A 16,169-nucleotide genomic window follows, 5' to 3' on the forward strand; every position below is an offset into this window, starting at 1 on the left:
CTAATTCATGGGTACATTATAGTTAATATGATAGGAAGTCGAAGGTATTCGTTGAAAAGCGAAATCAAGGTGCCGTCTTCGAACGTTATAGTTCTTGGCACTTCTTATCGGCGGCAGCATCCCACAGTGATGTGCTGTGTAAGCAAGCCGGAGTCATGGTCTGGAACAATAAATGCCCAATCAGACCTGCCGGACATGACAAAACAGAAACTCTGCAAATCAGGTCAAAGATGTAACGAGCCATCAAAGTCTGTGCTGGCGAAAAGTGTTTCTTCGGGTAAGATACTAAATAAGGTACTGGGTATCCTTTTAACAGTGAGTGGAATTCTGTTAATTATCAAACATAAATGACTGATGGATTAAATAAACATAACCTTTAATAACAGAAAGAAGTCTGCTGTCCTTGGCTACAGGAACACTCGGCTATTCATTGGCCAACGTTAAAGCCAGCCAAGTGTATTTATCACCCGTTATCTCCGGTAAGGCTCGAGGAAACTTGCGGAATGTCAGCAACTAAAGATATGAGTCGATAAATTTGGTTTTTTATAGTAAACTGGGAATAATATAATGAACACCAAAGATATTGGGGAGTACATATGAAGACAAAGAAGGATGTAATAGTGGTTGGGGGAGGAGCAGCCGGAATGACTGCTGCAATCTCGGCCGGAAGACTGGGTGCTGATGTCACGATCCTGGAGAGGAATCCGCGGGTAGGCAAAAAAATACTGGCTACAGGAAATGGCCGCTGCAACTTCACAAATGTAAATGCCGATATAACTTGTTATCATGGGAACAACCCCAAATTTGCTTATAGTGCCTTAGCATATTTCACCATAGACGATACCATTAGGTTTTTTGAGAAATTAGGGATAGAACATAAAATAGAGGATTTGGGCAAGGTCTTTCCCATGTCCGATCAGGCTTCCAGTATTTTGGATGTATTTTTGTATGAATTAAATGAACTGGGAGTCAATATTATTTGTGATGCTTGTGTAAAAGATATACACAGGAAAAAAAATAAATTTATAATAGAATTGGAAAACGGGAAAGTATATCTGGGGGATAGGGTTATCATTGCAGCCGGTGGGAAAGCTATGCCTTCCAGCGGGTCCGATGGCCGGGGCTATGATTTAGTAATCCGCCTGGGGCATACTATTACCGATATTTTTCCTGCTCTGGTGCAATTGATGTTGGAAGGATCGTTTTTCAAACGTATTGAGGGAGTTAAATTTGTAGGGACTGCCGAGATTGTTTATAATAATAAATCAGTTGCTAAAGATAGAGGAGATATTCTTTTTGCTAATTATGGAGTATCAGGTCCGCCTATTCTCCAGATAAGCAGGAAAGCCGGAGAACTTTTACAAGAAGGTAAAGAAGGGCATTTAAAAATAAATGTAATGGATAAGCTGTCCAGAGAAGAGTTAAGTAAACTAATCTGCAAACGCTCTCAAATAAGTTCAAACAAGCCGATTGACTTTAGCCTGGTTGGGCTTATAAATAAAAGATTAATACCTGTAGTGCTAACCGAAGCGGGTATTAATAATTTTAAACGTCCGGTTGGTATGCTGTCTGCTCAAGAGCGAGAAGGGATCATAGATATTTTGAGTGGTTGGAGATTTAAGATCAGGGGAACCAAGAGTTGGCCTAGTGCACAAGTAACCGCAGGCGGTGTCGACACTCATGAAATAAATCAAAATACTATGGAATCTAAAACGGTTAAGGGCTTATTTTTCGCCGGTGAGATAATGGATATAGATGGGAGTTGTGGTGGTTATAATCTTCAATGGGCATGGTCATCTGGATTTTTAGCGGGACAGAGTGCAGCTCTCTAAGTTACTGAGCAACAGGAGGTTGTCATTTAAAACGGCCGAAAAAGTAATGACTTAGTATCGCCATATTGATGAAAGAATGATGACAGGAGAAGCGTCTCATGTCATCCTTTTGTGCAATTTATGGCGTAAGAGGCAGGATAATGGAAGGTAATGTTGAAAATATATGTAATTATAGTTTTTGGATCGAAATTCATTTGAAGGAGGCTAAAATATGGATTGGAGATTTATATTATCCCTATTGTTTGCCGTTGTTGTGACGGTTCTTGCTTTACAAAACGCCGGGTCTGTTGAAGTTAATTTTTTCACCCTAAAAATAGCAGTATCACAAGCTTTAGTAATACTAATTTCAACAATGTTTGGCGCAGTTATTGTGATGTTGCTCAGCCTGGTCAGATTGGTCAAGCTTAGGTCAAAAGTCAAAAACTCAACTAAAACAATAATTGCATTGGAAGAAGAAAACAGACAGTTAATATATAAGCTTGAAGCAAATACTAAAAACCAAAAGACGGTTGTAGGGCAGGGACCTGATATAGGTACATATCAACCAAATGATTAAATAACTTAGAGAAAAAGTGGCCACAAACCTGTTACAATAAGAAGTTCGTGGCTTTAACCGTTACTCATCGGAATTTCTGACTGTTGAAGCGAGGCTAGTTAAACCAGACACTGCCCCTAGACCCATTGTCTCAACTATGGAAGAAGGGACAATGACCATCGCGCCTTTTTCTTTGATTCCCTCATACAAGATATTCATTGCCCGTAGATGCAAAGCAACAGGATTATTCTCATAAGATTTAGCAGCTTCAGCGAATTTATCAGCAATTTCCGTCTCAGCAGTTCCCAAGATTATTCTGGCCCGCCGTTCGCGTTCTGCTTGAGCCTCTCGGCTCATTGCGTCTTGTAAGCCTGTGGGCAAAACGACATCCCGAATCTCTACAGCATTGACATTAACACCCCATGGTTCTGTTCGCATGTCAATTACCTCTTTTAGTTCCCGATCGATTCTTTCCCGGTCCGAAAGCATCTCAGCTAAATTTGTTCGACCGATAACATCCCTTAAAGCCGTTTGGGCAGCCCAAAACACGGCGTCCTTATAATCCGCTACTTCCAGAGAAGCTTTCTTAGCATCCATAACTGTCCAAAATAACACAGCATCGACGTCAACAGGTACAGTATCTTTTGTCAAAGTTTGTTCAGCTTTAAAAGTCGTAGTTATCGTACGGTGGTCTATCCAGTTACTTACAGCATCTATTATTGGAATTACAAAGAACAAACCTGGACCGGCTAAGTGGCTAAACTTACCGAGACGGAGAACGACAGCTTTCTCCCACTGATCGGCAACTTTCACGCCGTAACCAACTAAAATTGCTGAGAAAAAACCAATTGCTATCCAGCCATACCATCCTGTTATAAACCAAATTAAGCCACTGGCAAGCAGAATGATAAGAGCCAGGAATATGGATACCGGACTAGGTCCTCGAAAAGCAAAATTAGGCAGGTTAACATTTGGATTATGCATTTGAACAGCACCTCACAATTTAATATGGGTTAGAATCCGAAACGATAATTGTATGTAAATAATGTAATAAATGTAATATAATGGAATATAGGCTATTACTATTATATGTAATATACTATTAAATGAAATATTTTTCTACTAGCATCGTGCAAAACGATTGTATTTATACGTAGTGGTCCCGTGGTTTACAAAGGTATGGTTCGAAAGATAGTGAAAAATTGAAGAGAAGGGAGGAGTGTCAACATTGAACAAATATACGCTTATTGGAAAAGAAGTAGTTTTATTGATAATTGATATCCAAGACAGATTAGGGTGATGCGGTGTGTTCACGAACCAAGGAAAATTACCGGAACGGGTTATCTCTTATGTCGTCTATGGGAGCAGTAGTAACTAATACAGAAACAGTATTCTTTGATTTATTGAAGCAAGCGGATACACCTCTGTTCAGGGAACTCTCCAAACTAATAAAATAGGGCTGATAGCCCCATAGGTTCTTCTCTACTCCCCCTCCTTGTGAGGGGATTTCTGAGCCAAATAAAAAAGTCGCTATCACTAGCGACCTTTAAGGATATGTATAAGAGCACGCAATGATCTACCTGACACCAATATAGATCGTTGATTACCTAACTAGGATCTTCCGACCATAATCAAGCAGGTTACCACCTATACTAATGATTCGTTCAACCTTGCAAGATATCTACCCAGCTATATAAAACCTTTCGGCTCGATATAACCGACTTCTTACCCATGCATATATTTTCCAACATATGATTGAGTATGAAAATTCCAACACCCTGCAAAATCTTAGCTCGATCCATTATGATAAGTTGGAACCTCAAGGCAATCGAAAATGGACTGCAGAAAAGCTTTTCCCCACCATAAAAGATCTTCCCTCCGACTATATACAAGCGTTCTACCACCTGTATATACTCTTTGGCCGACCCATATACACCCCTAATGAGCATATATAAATCTTGGCTCAACCATTACGTACCCTTATGATCTTATATTGATCTTTTGAGCTCTATATTATGCTGGCAATTATTGGAGTTTATTTTTGTGTTCTGTCATCTGTCATTATCCAGCAAGGTCAATCACTTAACTTAAAAAAATATGGTAGCAAATGGAAAAAATGCTACAATCTAGCTAAAGAGCATGTAACTAATCCTTGCCCAGGCGTGGTTCATACCAGCATTGCGGATCCGACGCCATAATGTCTCCGGTAAGGCCGTAGGCCATTCGTCTACAGCCTCCGCAGACGAATCGCAACTCGCACCTGCCACACTTGCCTTTTAATTTATCCCTGTCTCGCAGTAAATTTATCAGTTCCGAGTTGGACCATAGATCACTGAGTTTGCTTTCTCTCAAATTACCGATAGACATTTCGGGAGCTATGACATCCCCGACATATACCTGACCGTCAGCGCCAATAATATATTGCCAAATACCGGTAACACATCCGGCCGGTGAATCCAGATAGGTCCCAATCCGTTCGGGATCTATGGAAATATTCAAAGCAGCTTCATCTTCACTTATTTGATAACGATCCTCAAAAAGCACCCTGCTTGCGCCATAGATTTTCTTTTGTTCAACTAAGATCCTTTGCCATTCCCTGGTTTGTTCTTTGGATAACATTAGATTCTTTGTAGCCTCCCCTCTTCCGATAGGGAGAAGTTGTACCATTCCCACATCCACACCCAACTCAACGCCCAGCTTTGTGAGTTCTCGAATTTCATCGAAATTCAGTTTAGAAATAGTAGCTATCAGCCAGATACTCGGGAATTCTTCTTCAACACAGTTCTTTAAAGCCTGGATACATTTTTCAAAAGTTCCTTTTCCGCGGTTCCAATCATGACTATCCTTTAGTCCGTCGACACTGATTTTAATCTGAGAAAATCCGGCGCTTGCCAAGGCCCGTACATAATGCTTATCAGCTAATAATTGACCATTAGTATTTAGGGATGCCATCATGCCATGACGATTTACCGCATAATTTGCCAGTTCTAATAAATCCTTCCTTGAGCTGGGTTCCCCTCCTCCAAAGACGATAGCCTCGGTCCCGGCTTCAGCGATGTTATCTATTACTTTCAAGGCTTCAGTGGTGGAAAGCTCATTTTCCAAAGGGAAATGGGACCCGGCAAAACAGAATTTACATCTTAGGTTGCACGCTTCCGTTGTACTAAACCAGCACATCATTGGTTTAGCTTGCTTAACCATTTCATGATATTTTTTTCTGGTAATTTCCAAAAACTCCGCTGGGGACAGGCCGTTTATCATAACAATTCCTCCCTCTCATAATATCTGTTACCAAAAACTCAGTTTCAAAACAGGTTATTATGGGTTTAATCAACCAAAAGCTTCAACAGCGACAAGCGCAGGATTAACGGATAGGAGGATTATGGTCCAAAGAATCCGGCCGATGTTTGACAGGTGACATATTCCAAGCCCATACCCTTTAAAAGTTTCCAGACATCAAGCATTTGTCCCGGTGATGGTTTTTTAAGATCCAGACGCCTGAATTCCGGTCTGTAATCAAGAAGGCAAACCTGTACGGAGGGGTCGATTGCTAAAAGGCGGGATGCTATTTCCTGGACTTCCTCGATAGTGATGAGTGAATTATTATACACTATACCAATGCCAATAAAGATCCTGTCCCGGTAGTGCTCCAGCAGATACTCAACACTGCTCCAGGTTTGTTGTAATAACCGACGGGTAAGATCTGATGAACTTAAACCTGATATTTTAGCAAAGGTTTCCAAGCGTGCGGCTTTAATATCCAGCCCGATATCTGTCATCCCGGCGGCAACAAGTTGATCTATATAATCCGTTGTTAACATAGCGGTGCTGGTGTCTATATGGAGGTGTACTTCCGGAGGGCAGAGTTTACGTAAATTTTCAAGCAGTTCAATTAACCAGCGGTTATTTAAAGTACACTCTCCGCCGGATAATGTAATCCGTTCCACATGATAGGCTTGCCTTTTGGATTCAAGTATCTTGGCCGTTTGCTCCGGCGTAAGCGGAGTACCCCTTGAGGCGTATGTGTATGGCCAGTTTTGGCATGAAGGGCAACGTAAAATACAACCCTGGGTAAAGGCAACAATTTCAGTATAGCGGGGTGTGGCAGCATATAACGACTTTTTTTTCACCCAGTGAGGTGTACCTACTCCCCCAACTGTGTGGGGTTCAAATGACGCTACCATTCGCAGGGGAGGGTGTTCCTCAATAGCCTCAATCCCGGTATCTATGCTCATTCCATTACGTATTGGCGTAACGCACGATGGTTTTAACTCACCATCCACTAATACGGCGCAACTCCAACAACCTCCTGTGCGGCACGGAGCATGGACATGTCCTTCCCCGTGAAAATGTGAAATGGTATAGCCGGCCTTTTCCAGGGCCTTCAGGATTGTTATCTGTTCATTAAATTCGTAATGCTTTTTATCAATAATAATGGTAATTATTTTTTCACGGACGCGTTCCGATTTCAGGTAACGGGCATAGCCGGGGCAGGCTTCAACGCATGCACCGCATCCTGTACATTCTTCAGGATTGTCAAGGCAGCTAAGATATTTATGGCAAAAACCACAGTTCCGGCAGAGTTCTTTTTTTATTTTGGATATTTCTTTTATTATCAATGGGAATACCTCTCAGTAGCTGTATTGGTAAAACCGCTTGCAACACTTCCGGGTGAACAGCTTACTTTATTATCTAACTCATTATATAATATATTGGGAATTTTACATATGTATGTTTACATGAAATTACGCTAATCCGGTCATTTGCAAAGTTAAGGCTACACTGTAAAGCAGAGATATACAATTTGCCCGGAAAGAAAAGGTAAGGTAGTTTTCATACCGCGCATGAAAAAATCGACAGATAAAGAACGAAACTGAAATTATTTTGTTTAATAAACAAAAAAGCGGTAAAAGATGATAGAATAAAGTTGAATAAAATCTAAATATGCTACCCTGGACAGGGCTGTGGAGACAGCAGTTCTCTTTCAAAGCGATAAAATATATCAGTTAAAACTTATCAAGGGCTAGGGGTGTAGTTGCAGTGGGCGGATTATTTGGTGTTGTTTCAAAAGAAGACTGCGTAATGGATGTGTATTTTGGTACGGATTACCATTCGCACCTGGGAACCAGTAGGGGTGGAATGGCTATCTGGAGCGGAAACAGTTTTAACAGGTCAATTCATAACATCGAAAATACTCAGTTTAGAGCAAAGTTTGAATCGGAGCTACCAAAAATAAAAGGTAATATGGGCATAGGGTGTATTAGCGATACGGATCCTCAGCCTCTTACAGTACGTTCGCATCATGGTAAATATGCGATCACTACAGTAGGAAAAATTAACAATTTTGATGAAATCGCTGACAAAGCATTCTTCAATCATAATATTCATTTCATGGAAACGAGCAAGGGCGCTATTAATCCAACTGAGCTGGTGTCTGTTATAATAGATCATGAAAATTCTTTTAAGGACGGTTTGTTAAAAGCACAGGAGTTGCTTCAGGGATCCTGTTCTATTCTGCTTTTAACGCCGCAAGGGATTTATGCTTCAAGGGATAAACTTGGCAGAACGCCTTTGATAGTAGGAAAGAAAGAGGGCTCTTACTGCGTTTCCTCTGAATCCTGCACTTTTGCAAACCTCGGATACAGTCTTAATTATGAACTCGGTCCGGGAGAAATCATTCTTTTGACGCAGGACGGTGTTGAGAAAATTGCGCCGTCTCGGGATGAAATGAAAATTTGTGCTTTTTTATGGGTCTATTACGGTTATCCATCCTCAACCTATGAAGGAATGAATGTTGAGGTTATGCGTTATAGAAATGGTGCTGCAATGGCCAAAAACGACGATGTAGATATTGATATGGTTGCCGGAATACCTGACTCAGGTGTTGGACATGCCATCGGTTACTCAAACCAATCCAAAGTACCTTATGGACGTCCTTTCATAAAATATACACCAACTTGGGCAAGGAGTTTTATGCCGCAGGATCAGGACATAAGAAATCTGGTAGCCAGAATGAAACTAATGCCCATTGCCGAACTTGTTGCTGATAAACGCCTGCTCTTTTGTGATGATTCAATTGTTCGCGGTACTCAGTTGAGAGAAACTGTAGACTTGCTCTATAACTGCAATGCCAGAGAGGTTCATATTCGATCAGCTTGCCCTCCGCTTGTTTTCGGTTGTAAATTCCTGAACTTCTCAACTTCCCGTTCAGAAATGGATCTCGTGGCCAGGCAGGCCATCATTGAGCTTGAGGGAAAAGTACCGGAGTCTTTTGAGGCATATTGTGATCCGGCAACAGAAAAGTACAATTGTATGTTGGATTGTATTAGAAAGCGACTTAACTTTTCAACGCTAAAATACCAAAACATCCATGACATGATTGCCGCAATCGGTGTAGGCGAGGATAAAATATGTACTTATTGCTGGACTGGGAAAGAATAGTAATGGCATTAGGCCAAGTAAAGACTTCACAACCGGCTGATGTGGCAGATCTATATGGGGCTGTGTGCAAACACAGTCCCTTTAAATAAAGTGGTATGAGTTTTATTGAATTAACAATAATTTAGCTATCCAGTGGAAGACCAAATAAAATTAAAGACTTTCTAATAGTGGGGCTGTTTTCATAAGGAATTTACTTATGACACAGCCCCTTTCTGCAAGTATAATGCCCCCAGAGAGTTAAAGAATGAGTAAGTTATTGGCGGCCATGCGATATTAATTTGAAATAGTTTTCATTGATATTATCTCAGAATATGGCTATAATAAGAACATAAGTTCGATAGACAACCAAATATATGTACTGTGAGGCGAGTGAGATGAAAGATGTATGCGCTGATTGTAACCGAAAAACTTATTGCTTGGAGCGGTGTGAACAGTGGCTAATTCAGCACGACAAATGCCCCGTGTGCCGGAACAAACTAATCCGTGCTGGAGGATGTACCGAATGCATAACGGGAGATTGGGCAAAGTGTGGTTAGTATGAAAATAGTAATGAAACCAATTGAAATGATTGCCTGGTTTAGTAAGGATGGGATTGCAACTCCGGTGAGGTATAAACTTGAGGGTAAGGTAATAAAGGTTGAGCAAGTTACATCGAGGTCTGAAGAAAAACTGGCCGGAAACCGGATGATAATTTACAGGTGCCAGAGCGAGATTAACGGGGAGTTAAGACCATTTGAGCTAAAATATGAGTTGCGGACCTGTAAGTGGTATTTATTTAAACTATAAGAGGGGATTAAGATCAGCAGTTAAGGATTAATGTGTTTTCTAATTGAACGATAGGCATCAACCTATGCATAGCGATTTGTTAAGTTTACTTTTCTTGCAAGAATTCTTGGACGTAGATATTTCCCGCAATCCCTATGCCAACATGAGTGAAACGAGGATCCAGAATATTTGCTCTGTGGCCCGGGCTTTGCATGAATCCTGCCATTGCGCTCTCAACAGACTGGTTACGGGCGATATTTTCCCCAGCCCAGCCAACAGTAAGCCCCACTTGTTGCATCATGGCCCATGGGCTTCCGTAAGTGGGAGAGGTATGACTGAAGTAATTGTTTATTATCATGTCGTTGGCTTTGGCGCGTCCAACTGCGGCTAGCCGAAGATCTAATTTGAGTGGATTTACACCCGCAGCAATACGTTCCTGATTAATCATGTCGATCATCTTTTGCTCATTGGCCGTTATTTCTGTCAAAGATGGAATAACGGGGAGCGTAGTGGTTGCAGTGGTTGTGGTGGTTGTAGTGGTTGGTATGGCGGAAGAAGTAGTAGTTACGGGTGAAGTAACCGTTACCGGGATGGCAGTGGGCTGTGTAACAATATTTTTTAAGGAAATTACATTTCCGCTGCCGGTAGGCTGGCCGATCTTGACCGATTGAGTTTGCGTGGGTGTTGAGGTTTGAACATATGTAGTGATTGGTGTCGTAACAGTGGTTTGGGTTGCCGGAGTAGAAGTTGTAGGAACGGGAGTGACTTGTGTTGTGACGGGAACGTTAGTCTTAAGAGTAACAACAGAACCTGATAAGGTTTGATGTGCGCCTATTTTAATGGCGGCTTGTACCGGTAAGGTAACAGCGGTTATCAGGACAATGGTCTGTACTCCGATTAAAAACCCGAATATTTTCTTCACAAATATTCCTCCTCATGATAATTTAGGAAAAGCTTTGAGACAACAGTAGTATAACATAACAAGTTGTCTCTTAATATCGGTAATTAATTACAGTTGGGAATCAGTAATCTCTCTGGCTGTGTCAAGGGGCTTCTCTTGGGCGAGCACCTAAAACTAGTGCAAATAGAAGACATAACGAAAACCCGCTAAAATAGAAATAGCGGGTTTTCTACGTAAGCAACTTAAATCTTGATAAAGAAATAGATAATCATGATGATTTCAATACCTAACTTTAAAATGGTACCGCCGATAAAACCGATTAGAGTACCAATACCGACCCGGATCGCCTGGTTCAAGTCGGGGCTGTTAATAAATTCTGCTATTACAGCACCCAGGAAGGGACCGATGATAACTCCCAGCGGTCCGAAAAAGAGCAGGCCTAAGAATGTACCGATGACTGCGCCCCAGACAGCCTGTCTACTGCCTTTGAACTGGCGGGTTCCGGCAGCAGAAGCCAGAAAATCAATTGCTAAAATCAAAACCGAGATTAAAGCCTGGATGAGAAAAAAGTTGGTGTCCAGGGTTGAAAAGTGCGTCATAACCCCATAAAGTAACATGCCGCCGTAGATGAGGATGGCACCGGGTAAAACAGGCAGGACGGTTCCCAGAAGCCCCAATACAAACAAAACCAGAGCCAGGATTAAAGCAGTTGTCATCATTATTATCATCCCTTTCGCAAGCTCAAGGCACAAAACGGAATGAAACCGTTATAACAATATTATAACAATAAAAAGACCAGTTTATCACTGGCCTTTTTATTTATAGCAGGCAACTATTTTATTTTACCAAAGCTTTCAAATGTACGACGAACCATTTCTCCGCCCACAGAACCATTTTGACGAGATGTAGCATCCCCACCTAATTGAACATTAAATTGTGAAGCAATTGTGCTTTTGTCCACGGGTAAATTATACTTCGCCATGATAAATTACCTCCTTAATGCTTTAAGTAGTTTCGTCTATTAAATTATTCTGAAACTTAGGGGCATTAATAATTCGCGAATTATTGGTTCTAATTTACCCAGATAGAACGCATATATTCAGGAAAGTTTTGGAGTGAGAAAAGGAAAATGTCAAACAGTAAGAGGGGATAACTTTGTTAACAAACTGTGGATAACCTGTGAACAACTTAATTGCAACGTGCCAAAGGGCTATGCCTTTCCAGATATCTGCCCAGGCAGCTGTATCAAATTCCATCTTTTTGAGATTTTTGGACAATAGGATTTAGGTACGGTTGTTAAAATCTCGAGCTCTTTGTTCACCATCTTGAGCTTGTTGAGCTAGTTGCTCAAATAGTTGAGCTTTTTGTAACTGAGCTTGTTGTTGGGATTGATTCTGGGAAGGCTGTTGACTTTGGTTCATTATGCCGGAAACAGCTTGCTCCACCTGAGGGACTTTATCTTTTAATTGTGCTAATTCACTAGCTGCCTCCATTTTAGCCATTGCGGCACCGAGTAATTTAAGGTCTTTAATTCCCTCTTTGCGTTTGCTCATTAAGTAAAACCTCCTTGTATTTGATTTATCTTAAATAGTGTTTCCTCAATTGTTTAAAGAATTTCTTGGATAAGTGGGGCTAAACTTATACTTTCACAAAACTGATAAACTCATCCGTCCATGTTGTGACAAACAACAACAAGACCGCCTGTTTGAATTCAGGCGGCCTTGCCAAATCGAAATTATCATTTTACATAGTTTACAACATCCATGTTTCTGCTGACCGGTGTTTGAGATGGATCTGCATCATATCCAACTATTAGGCACGCAACGCTACGGTACCCTTTAGGAATACCTACTGCCTGCTTTAGGGTGCTGCCAATTTCGCTTTCTATAAATCTTGTCGGAGAGACAATATAGCGTGAGCCAAGCCCCAAAGCAGTAGCGGCTAATGTCATATTTTCCACTGCTATAGCACAGTTTTGATCAGCAAATGGGGCATTCTCTATAGGAGCAGAAGTAATTATTAGTGTTGGGGCCCCATATAAAGGGTTATAGTCGGATGGGGCATCCGTTAGAACTCGGAGGCCATCGTTGATTTGCTGGAGCAATTCTTTGTTTTGAACAACTGTGAAATGTCTGTTCTGAATATTTCTAGCAATTGGTCCGGCAATACCGGCGGATATTATGATGTTTATGTCACTTTCATTAACTTGTTGACTTGTATAGCTTTTTACGCCCTTTCTTCTCATGATAGTCTCAATAGTTTGGTTCATACAAATCCACCTCTATTCTGATATTAGTTTATATCATTATAAGTATATATTCAAAATATTGTAAAGGCAATTTTCATTATTTTGAGACGATAGTGTGGACCACGCAATAGAGTCGCAAGATGGCATATTATGGAATAGATAATTTTGATTTCAATTATGTCAATTATGTCAATGAGGAGGTTCTATTTTCAGCTTCTTTCAGACCTCTCTTTCTGTTAAAATCAGAGGAGAAGAGAGTGGTAAGATATAAAGAATCTATCCCCTAACCTAAGATTAGGGGATAGATTGAATTGATTATGCTGAATAGAGGTAATAATATGATTCATGAAATACATCTTCAGACAAAAAGACGGGATGAAATGCTAGACATAACGGCGCAAGTTGAAGAAGTTCTGGAAAATGTTCAGGAAGGGCAAGTCGTCGTCTATTGCCCACATACTACGGCGGGGATTACAATTAATGAAAATGCCGACCCGGATGTACAAAAAGATTTCCTTCGAAGGTTGGACGAGATATATCCATGGAATATGGCAGGAGACCGCCATTTTGAAGGTAATTCTGCCGCTCACTTGAAAGCAAGCACGGTTGGAGCATCCCAAACCGTCATTATTCATAATGGGATATTGCTTTTAGGCCGTTGGCAGGGTATTTACTTTTGTGAATTTGACGGTCCCCGTTCGCGTACTTGTTACGTGAAAATTATCTGAAGAATAACTGTCGAGGAGGCTCTTACCGGTGAATGTTGTTTTGGATTGTATTCCTTGCTATATTAAGCAAATGATCAATACTTTGGCACAAACTGAAATATCTGAGGAAAAAGCGAGACAAATCATCTATCAGACGCTGCCCATCTTTCCTCAATTAGACCCGCAAGGAACCCCTGCTGAGAACTCGACCATTATTCTTAGAAAGGTCAATGAACTGTTGGGAATCGAGGATCCATTTTATACTGCTAAGAAGGAGTCAAATGAGCTGGCTCTTAAACTCCTGCCCCAGTTAAAAGAGAGGATTCGCCAAAGCTCAGATCCACTCTTTACGGCTCTGCAAATTGCAGTTGCCGGGAATATTATCGATATGGGCATCCTGAAAGACTTTGATGTTGAGGGGAGTATTCGGGAGGCCATGGCGAAGAATTTTGCTCGGGATGATTACGAGTCTTTTCAGCAAAGACTAAAAGAAGCCCGGGAGATAATAATTCTCGGAGATAACAGTGGGGAAATTGCTTTCGATAGGCTATTAGCTGAGCAACTGTCCGAATCGGGGATCGAGGTCACATATGTAGTTAAGGACCGCCCGATTTTGAATGATGCCACAATGGAAGATGCGGCTTATGTAGGGATGTTGAAGCAAACTCGCGTAATTTCCAATGGCAGCGGTTTTTTAGGAACAATTCTCGAAGACTGTTCGGCAGAATTCAAACAGGCCTATAAAAAGGCTGACATAGTGATCAGTAAAGGGCAGGCTAATTATGAGTCTCTAGAAACGCTCGGCAAAGTGGATAGAAGGCTGTATTTCTTGTTGCGAGCCAAGTGTGAGATTGTAGCGAAGAATTTAGGGGTTCAATTTGGGGAAATGGTGTTTTGTTGTAGTTAAGGGGGTTCACAAGACTTCAGTGTGGCAATACTTGCTTGATCATTCGAAGATGGGGAAGAGTATAACACGATTTTATAGTTGAACCGTCTTGGTGTCTTTTGCTTTCTTCACATATCGTTCAGCTATTTTGCGGAAAGACTCTATTTCCAGTTCGGTAAGTTCTCTGATGACTCTTGCGGGGATACCCATGAGCATAACCCGGGGTGGGTAGGTTTTATTTTCTGGGACAAGGGTCCCGGCAGCGATCGAGGTTTCCTCATTAATTATTGCGCCATCGAGAACAATCGCGCCCATCCCAACAAGGGATCCTTGACCGATAGTACATCCATGGAGAATTGCCGCATGACCAATCGTTACGTAGTCTTGAATGATCACAGGCCGATGTTTGCTGGTATGGATCATTACCAAATCTTGAATATTAGTATTTCTTCCAATACTGATTTTTGCCCTATCGCCTCGAATGACGGAGTTATACCAGACACTGGAGTTTTCACCGATCGTTACATCTCCGGTTATTTTACATCCATCTGCCAAATATACGCTTCCAGCTATTTCCGGTTTTTGAGATTGATGATTATCCATGTTTTCTCCTCCACTAGGTCACCGCAAGTTACCCTTGATTTTGACATTCATTATACTGTGGGAGTCTAAGAAATGCTAGTTAGCGCTTGTAATGTTTTGAGAGAAGACGAGACAGGGGTTTAGTCGACATCAATACACTTAAATTCTTTGCTTTTCTCTACGCTTTAAAAATAAGAATAGAATTTGCGATACAAATATTACCAATAATATTTGTAAAACCTCTTCGGATAGGCTTTTTCAAAACATAACCACTTTTCGAAGTCACCTTATTTTTTAGGATTTCGACATGTCCTTTAACATATAATTACGACACCGGCAAAACAAGCGCATAAAAGAGATATTGTAAACCGGAATACTGTTAAGGCGGGATGTTGGGGAATGGGTAAGAGAATTGAAGTTATTATCGCGGATGATAACCGTAATCTTTGTCAAATGTTACAGAATCACCTTCAAGGACAAGAAGAACTCAGCATAGTTGGCGTGGCTTATAACGGTTCAGAAGCCTGGGAGCTTATCCAAACCAAGGAACCGGATTTGATCATTCTAGACGCTGTGATGCCGAATATGGATGGATTATGCGTTTTGGAACGAATCAATGCTATGACAACTTTGACACGCCCTAAAATTATCATGCTGACGGCTTTTGGGCAGGAATCATTGATTAATCAAGCAATGATGCTAGGTGTGGACTACTTTATTTTAAAACCATTCGATCTGGATATACTCAATAAACGTATCAGCTCTTTAATGCAGGATATGTCGTCCTCCATTCCTACTCAGTTTTCTTCAGCTTCGCCGATCGTTAAAGCGACAGGAAACGGTGTCAATCTTAATGTTGAAGTGACCACGATGATGCACCAAATTGGGATTCCTGCCCATGTTAAAGGGTATCAATATATCCGGGATGCAATTTTGATGGTGGTGGAGGATGCCTCATTGTTAGGGGCGGTGACTAAAGAACTCTATCCTGGCATTGCGAAAAAATATAATACAGCACCCACTAGGGTAGAACGCGGAATTCGTCATGCAATAGAACTAGCGTGGGAACGCGGACAAACAGATACGCTGAAACGGATTTTCGGATATTCTATGAATATTGAGCGCCAAAAACCCACGAACTCTGAATTCATAGCCCTTCTTGCCGATAAATTCAGAGTAATGGGTATGGTTAGCTAAATCCGCTTGATTCTTCACATGTCTTAGAACGGTAACAAATATGTTTTGATAAATACAACGACCAGAAAAATATGA

General features: G+C 41.1%; 17 protein-coding genes and 1 pseudogene. 9 read left to right on the top strand and 9 right to left on the bottom strand.

Going from position 1 to position 16,169, the window contains the following annotated elements:
• From AC6I5A_RS03970 to AC6I5A_RS03980, 3 genes are all read left to right on the top strand, one after another.
• On the top strand, positions 1 to 351 hold a 351-nt coding region (locus AC6I5A_RS03970; protein WP_034611970.1), incomplete at its 5' end, for a hypothetical protein.
• A 245-nt stretch (positions 352 to 596) separates the two neighbouring features.
• Positions 597 to 1,832, top strand: a complete 1,236-nt coding sequence (locus tag AC6I5A_RS03975; protein ID WP_034611974.1) for a BaiN/RdsA family NAD(P)/FAD-dependent oxidoreductase — start codon at positions 597 to 599, stop codon at positions 1,830 to 1,832.
• A 211-nt stretch (positions 1,833 to 2,043) separates the two neighbouring features.
• On the top strand, positions 2,044 to 2,388 hold the full coding sequence (locus AC6I5A_RS03980) for a lipopolysaccharide assembly protein LapA domain-containing protein (RefSeq protein ID WP_052167888.1): 345 nt from the start codon (positions 2,044 to 2,046) through the stop codon (positions 2,386 to 2,388).
• Positions 2,389 to 2,448: 60 nt separating this feature from the next.
• Here AC6I5A_RS03980 and AC6I5A_RS03985 read toward each other — a convergent pair whose 3' ends face one another.
• Positions 2,449 to 3,351 carry an SPFH domain-containing protein gene (locus tag AC6I5A_RS03985; RefSeq protein ID WP_052167889.1) on the bottom strand — a complete coding sequence of 301 codons (903 nt, stop codon included), beginning with the start codon at positions 3,349 to 3,351 and terminating at the stop codon, positions 2,449 to 2,451.
• Between the two features lie 311 nt (positions 3,352 to 3,662).
• On the opposite strand from AC6I5A_RS03985, the pseudogene AC6I5A_RS03990 reads away from it, so the two are divergent.
• Positions 3,663 to 3,824: pseudogene (locus AC6I5A_RS03990) on the top strand (hydrolase); the annotation flags it as partial.
• Between the two features lie 688 nt (positions 3,825 to 4,512).
• Here the strand turns inward: AC6I5A_RS03990 and AC6I5A_RS03995 are convergent.
• Together AC6I5A_RS03995 and AC6I5A_RS04000 are read right to left on the bottom strand one after the other, a co-directional pair.
• Complete coding sequence (locus tag AC6I5A_RS03995; RefSeq protein ID WP_034611980.1) at positions 4,513 to 5,628, bottom strand: radical SAM/SPASM domain-containing protein; 1,116 nt, start codon at positions 5,626 to 5,628, stop codon at positions 4,513 to 4,515.
• Positions 5,629 to 5,747: 119 nt separating this feature from the next.
• Entirely contained in the window at positions 5,748 to 6,986 is a 1,239-nt protein-coding gene (locus AC6I5A_RS04000) for a radical SAM protein (protein WP_052167890.1), read from the bottom strand.
• A gap of 421 nt (positions 6,987 to 7,407) precedes the next feature.
• Here AC6I5A_RS04000 and AC6I5A_RS04005 point away from each other — a divergent pair, with 421 nt between their 5' ends.
• A complete protein-coding gene (locus AC6I5A_RS04005) occupies positions 7,408 to 8,808 on the top strand; it encodes an amidophosphoribosyltransferase (protein WP_034611982.1) in 1,401 nt (466 codons plus the stop codon).
• A 537-nt stretch (positions 8,809 to 9,345) separates the two neighbouring features.
• On the top strand, positions 9,346 to 9,594 hold the full coding sequence (locus AC6I5A_RS04010) for a hypothetical protein (RefSeq protein ID WP_034612068.1): 249 nt from the start codon (positions 9,346 to 9,348) through the stop codon (positions 9,592 to 9,594).
• 85 nt (positions 9,595 to 9,679) lie between these two features.
• Here the strand turns inward: AC6I5A_RS04010 and AC6I5A_RS04015 are convergent, their stop codons facing one another.
• From AC6I5A_RS04015 to AC6I5A_RS04035, 5 genes are all read right to left on the bottom strand, one after another.
• Positions 9,680 to 10,495 carry a CAP domain-containing protein gene (locus AC6I5A_RS04015; protein WP_034611985.1) on the bottom strand — a complete coding sequence of 272 codons (816 nt, stop codon included), beginning with the start codon at positions 10,493 to 10,495 and terminating at the stop codon, positions 9,680 to 9,682.
• Between the two features lie 221 nt (positions 10,496 to 10,716).
• Complete coding sequence (locus AC6I5A_RS04020) at positions 10,717 to 11,193, bottom strand: DUF456 domain-containing protein (RefSeq protein ID WP_034611987.1); 477 nt, start codon at positions 11,191 to 11,193, stop codon at positions 10,717 to 10,719.
• Positions 11,194 to 11,306: 113 nt separating this feature from the next.
• A complete protein-coding gene (locus AC6I5A_RS04025) occupies positions 11,307 to 11,456 on the bottom strand; it encodes a small, acid-soluble spore protein, alpha/beta type (protein WP_034611990.1) in 150 nt (49 codons plus the stop codon).
• A 301-nt stretch (positions 11,457 to 11,757) separates the two neighbouring features.
• Positions 11,758 to 12,027, bottom strand: coding sequence for a hypothetical protein (locus tag AC6I5A_RS04030; RefSeq protein WP_052167891.1), 270 nt, complete (start codon positions 12,025 to 12,027; stop codon positions 11,758 to 11,760).
• A 185-nt stretch (positions 12,028 to 12,212) separates the two neighbouring features.
• Positions 12,213 to 12,743: a nitroreductase family protein gene (locus AC6I5A_RS04035; protein WP_034611993.1), complete on the bottom strand. Its 531-nt coding sequence runs from the start codon at positions 12,741 to 12,743 to the stop codon at positions 12,213 to 12,215.
• Positions 12,744 to 13,060: 317 nt separating this feature from the next.
• On the opposite strand from AC6I5A_RS04035, the gene AC6I5A_RS04040 reads away from it, so the two are divergent.
• Positions 13,061 to 13,450, top strand: coding sequence for a secondary thiamine-phosphate synthase enzyme YjbQ (locus tag AC6I5A_RS04040; RefSeq protein ID WP_034611996.1), 390 nt, complete (start codon positions 13,061 to 13,063; stop codon positions 13,448 to 13,450).
• 28 nt (positions 13,451 to 13,478) lie between these two features.
• A complete protein-coding gene (locus AC6I5A_RS04045) occupies positions 13,479 to 14,336 on the top strand; it encodes a damage-control phosphatase ARMT1 family protein (protein WP_034612000.1) in 858 nt (285 codons plus the stop codon).
• A gap of 72 nt (positions 14,337 to 14,408) precedes the next feature.
• On the opposite strand, the gene AC6I5A_RS04050 is transcribed toward AC6I5A_RS04045, so the two are convergent.
• On the bottom strand, positions 14,409 to 14,918 hold the full coding sequence (locus tag AC6I5A_RS04050) for a gamma carbonic anhydrase family protein (RefSeq protein WP_034612003.1): 510 nt from the start codon (positions 14,916 to 14,918) through the stop codon (positions 14,409 to 14,411).
• Between the two features lie 378 nt (positions 14,919 to 15,296).
• Here AC6I5A_RS04050 and spo0A point away from each other — a divergent pair, with 378 nt between their 5' ends.
• Complete coding sequence (gene spo0A / locus AC6I5A_RS04055; RefSeq protein ID WP_034612005.1) at positions 15,297 to 16,094, top strand: sporulation transcription factor Spo0A; 798 nt, start codon at positions 15,297 to 15,299, stop codon at positions 16,092 to 16,094.
• Positions 16,095 to 16,169: the final 75 nt, after the last annotated feature.

Source organism: Desulfosporosinus sp. Tol-M2 (assembly GCF_059735615.1).

Excerpts from the sequence above, each read along its gene's own strand:
- AC6I5A_RS03975 (WP_034611974.1), top strand. The coding sequence starts at position 597 with ATGAAGACAAAGAAGGATGTAATAGTGGTTGGGGGAGGAGCAGCCGGA.
- AC6I5A_RS03980 (WP_052167888.1), top strand. The coding sequence starts at position 2,044 with ATGGATTGGAGATTTATATTATCCCTATTGTTTGCCGTTGTTGTGACG.
- AC6I5A_RS03985 (WP_052167889.1), bottom strand. The coding sequence starts at position 3,351 with ATGCATAATCCAAATGTTAACCTGCCTAATTTTGCTTTTCGAGGACCT.
- AC6I5A_RS03995 (WP_034611980.1), bottom strand. The coding sequence starts at position 5,628 with ATGATAAACGGCCTGTCCCCAGCGGAGTTTTTGGAAATTACCAGAAAA.
- AC6I5A_RS04010 (WP_034612068.1), top strand. The coding sequence starts at position 9,346 with ATGAAAATAGTAATGAAACCAATTGAAATGATTGCCTGGTTTAGTAAG.
- AC6I5A_RS04020 (WP_034611987.1), bottom strand. The coding sequence starts at position 11,193 with ATGATGACAACTGCTTTAATCCTGGCTCTGGTTTTGTTTGTATTGGGG.
- AC6I5A_RS04025 (WP_034611990.1), bottom strand. The coding sequence starts at position 11,456 with ATGGCGAAGTATAATTTACCCGTGGACAAAAGCACAATTGCTTCACAA.
- AC6I5A_RS04030 (WP_052167891.1), bottom strand. The coding sequence starts at position 12,027 with ATGAGCAAACGCAAAGAGGGAATTAAAGACCTTAAATTACTCGGTGCC.
- AC6I5A_RS04035 (WP_034611993.1), bottom strand. The coding sequence starts at position 12,743 with ATGAACCAAACTATTGAGACTATCATGAGAAGAAAGGGCGTAAAAAGC.
- AC6I5A_RS04040 (WP_034611996.1), top strand. The coding sequence starts at position 13,061 with ATGATTCATGAAATACATCTTCAGACAAAAAGACGGGATGAAATGCTA.
- AC6I5A_RS04050 (WP_034612003.1), bottom strand. The coding sequence starts at position 14,918 with ATGGATAATCATCAATCTCAAAAACCGGAAATAGCTGGAAGCGTATAT.
- spo0A (WP_034612005.1), top strand. The coding sequence starts at position 15,297 with ATGGGTAAGAGAATTGAAGTTATTATCGCGGATGATAACCGTAATCTT.